We start from the raw sequence: 2,645 nt of genomic DNA, 5'->3' as shown, positions 1-2,645 counted from the left end.
GAGCGGGCCACCAGCATCACCCGCGCCCCCTCGGCCGCCAGCCGCCGGGCGATGGCCAGGCCGATGCCCTTGCTGGCACCGCTGACCAGGGCGGCGCGGCCCTCCAGGCTTCGCGTGGTCTCGGTCATCGGCATCGTTCTCCCCTGTTCGGGCTCCGGTATGCCAAAGCGGGGCGGCCGCGCCTATTGCGGGGTGATGCCCGCCGCCCGCACGATGCCCACCCAGCGTTCGACATCCGCGGCGATGCGCTGGCGCAGCACCTCCGGCCCGCGCTCCTCGGGCGGCGGCGCGGTCGTGGCCAGGTCGGCGAAGCGCGCGGTGACATTCGGGCTGGCCAGCGCCGCCTCCACCGCCCGCACCAGCCGCCGCAGCGCCGGCTCCGGAATGCCGCGCGGCCCGACGATGGCGTTCCAGATCACCATGTCGAAGCCGGGCACGCCCGCCTCGGCGAAGGTCGGCACCTCGGGCAGTTGCGCCAGGCGCTGCGGGCCGGTCACCGCCAGGGCGAAGGCGGTGTTGCCGCGATGCGCCGGGATCATGGTGACGGTCTGGTCGATCACCGCATCCACCGTGCCGGAGGCGAGGTCGCCCATCGCCGGACCGGCGCCGCGATAGGGCACCAGCGTCGCCTGCAACCCGGTCAGCGACAGCAGATAGGCCGGCGCCAGATGGCCGGTGGTGCCGGTGCCGGGCGTGCCGAAGGTGACACGGTCGCCGCGCTCGCGGATGCGCGACAGCAGCGTGCCCAGGTCGCGCACGCCGGATTGCGGGCTGGCCGCGATCACCATGGGCACGTTGGCGACGATCGAGACCGGCGTCAGGTCCTGGCGCGGATCGAAGCCGAGATCGCGCGTGATGGCGACATTGGCGGCGAGCGAGCCAAGATTGCCGAAGCCGATGATGTGCCCATCGGCATTCGAGCGGACCAGCCGCTGCATGCCGACGATGCTGCCGGCGCCGCTGACATTCTCCACCACGACATTCTGGCCGAGCTCGGCCGCCATGCCCTGCGCCATCAGTCGCCCCAGCGCGTCCAGCGTGCCGCCCGGCGCCGAGGGCACGATCATGGTGACGGGACGGGATGGGAAATCCTGCGCCAAGGCGGGGCTGGCGCACCACAGCGCCAGCAGGGCGGCGCAGCGCAATGCTCCTCGCATGCTCGGTCTCCTCCTGCGGTTCTTCTGGGCGGCGTCTGCGCGCCGCGTGGCCGCAGGCAACCATGACCGATGCCGGCCGGCAATCTTTTTGTCTAACAATCTTACGACGCCTTGCCGCCCCCTCCCCCCGGCCGTAAGCTCGCCCCCGGAAGACGGCGCCCCGCAACGCGCCGCGCCAGGAACGCCCAGGAGAGCCAGGATGAGCAAGCCGATCCCGCAATCCGCGCAGCGCGACCGCGTGCGCAAGACCGTGCCCGCCCTCGTCGCCTACACTGAGGGCGTGGTCTACAGCGATCTCTGGGAGCGCGAGGATCTCTCGAAGCGTGACCGCAGCCTGGTGACCGTCACCGCGCTGGCCGCCACCTACCGGCCGGAGCAGCTCGCCGTGCATATCGGCCGCGCCCTCGACAATGGCGTGACGCGCGAGGAGATCGCCGGCGCCATCACACATCTCGCCTTCTATGCCGGATGGCCGGCCGCCATGTCGGCGGCGCAGGTGCTGACCGAAGTGCTCGAGAAGCGGGATTCGTGAGCGCCATGCGGGTCGGATTCATCGGCCTTGGCACCATGGGCGCCAGCATGGCCGCCAACCTCGCTTGCGCCGCGGGCGTTGTCCTCACCGTGCATGACATGCGGCGCGAGGCCGCCGCCGCGCTGCTGGAAGGCGGCGCGCACTGGGCCGACAGCCCGGCGGCGCTCGGCGCGGCGTGCGAGGTGGTGTTCACCTCCCTGCCCGGCCCGAAGGAGGTCGAGGCGGTGGGCGCGGCGCTGATCGGCAGCATGGCGCCGGGCGGCGTCATCGTCGACCTCTCGACCAACGCCGTCTCCACCGTGCGCGCGCTGCACGCGGCGGCGGCGGAGCGCGGGGTGCATGTGCTGGACGCGCCGATCAGCGGCGGCCCGCGCGGCGCCGCCAGCCGCAAGCTGGCCTTCTTCGTCGGCGGCGACCGCAGCGTCTTCGACCGCGTGCGGCCGCTGCTGGATGCGATGGGCGACCGCGCCATCCTGGTGGGCGGGATCGGCGCCGGCAGCATCGCCAAGCTGGCGCACAACCTCTCGGGCTATGCGCTGAACGCCATCATGGCCGAGGTCTTCGCCATGGGCGCCAAGGCGGGGCTGGAGCCGCTGGCGCTCTACGCCGCCATCCGCCAGGGCGTGCATGGCCGCCGCCGCACCTATGACGGCGTGACCGAGCAGTTCCTGCCCAACAGCTACGACCCGCCGGCCTTCCAGCTGCGCCTGGCGCACAAGGACGTTGCCCTGGCCTGCGCGCTGGGGCGCGAGGTCGGCGTGCCGATGCGCTTCGCGGCGCTGACGCTGGAGGAAATGACCGAGGCGCTGAACCGCGGCTGGGGGCATCGGGATTCCCGTTCCGCCATGCTGCTGGAGCTGGAACGCGCGGGTGTGGAGATCGCGGTGGACCGCGCGAAGCTGCAGGCGGTGATCGATGCCGATGGGAAAGACTTTTAGAAAGTAAGGGTTCTTTTT

Annotated in this window: 4 protein-coding genes; 2 read left to right on the top strand and 2 right to left on the bottom strand. The window is 71.9% G+C overall.

The genetic code is table 11. The features are described 5' to 3' along the window. Positions 1-128, bottom strand: a 128-nt coding sequence (locus tag HMPREF0731_RS26510) for an SDR family NAD(P)-dependent oxidoreductase (protein ID WP_169312305.1), incomplete at its 3' end; no start/stop codon positions are given. A 54-nt stretch (positions 129-182) separates the two neighbouring features. Further along, positions 183-1,157: a Bug family tripartite tricarboxylate transporter substrate binding protein gene (locus tag HMPREF0731_RS17090; RefSeq protein ID WP_007005431.1), complete on the bottom strand. Its 975-nt coding sequence runs from the start codon at positions 1,155-1,157 to the stop codon at positions 183-185. 199 nt (positions 1,158-1,356) lie between these two features. Here HMPREF0731_RS17090 and HMPREF0731_RS17085 point away from each other — a divergent pair, with 199 nt between their 5' ends. Further along, the gene (locus tag HMPREF0731_RS17085; protein WP_007005430.1) at positions 1,357-1,689 is read left to right on the top strand and encodes a carboxymuconolactone decarboxylase family protein; all 333 of its coding nucleotides are present in this window, start codon (positions 1,357-1,359) and stop codon (positions 1,687-1,689) included. 5 nt (positions 1,690-1,694) lie between these two features. Then, a complete protein-coding gene (locus tag HMPREF0731_RS17080) occupies positions 1,695-2,627 on the top strand; it encodes an NAD(P)-dependent oxidoreductase (protein ID WP_040613811.1) in 933 nt (310 codons plus the stop codon). The last annotated feature ends 18 nt before the right edge of the window (positions 2,628-2,645 follow it).

It is taken from the genome of Pseudoroseomonas cervicalis ATCC 49957 (assembly GCF_000164635.1).
GTDB classification, from domain to species: domain Bacteria; phylum Pseudomonadota; class Alphaproteobacteria; order Acetobacterales; family Acetobacteraceae; genus Pseudoroseomonas; species Pseudoroseomonas cervicalis.
The sequence above is the reverse complement of the archived record's forward strand: the minus strand, read 5'-3'. Positions and strand labels throughout refer to the sequence as shown.

Coding starts and splice junctions, on each gene's coding strand:
- HMPREF0731_RS17090 (WP_007005431.1), bottom strand. CDS start 1,157: ATGCGAGGAGCATTGCGCTGCGCCGCCCTGCTGGCGCTGTGGTGCGCC.
- HMPREF0731_RS17085 (WP_007005430.1), top strand. CDS start 1,357: ATGAGCAAGCCGATCCCGCAATCCGCGCAGCGCGACCGCGTGCGCAAG.
- HMPREF0731_RS17080 (WP_040613811.1), top strand. CDS start 1,695: ATGCGGGTCGGATTCATCGGCCTTGGCACCATGGGCGCCAGCATGGCC.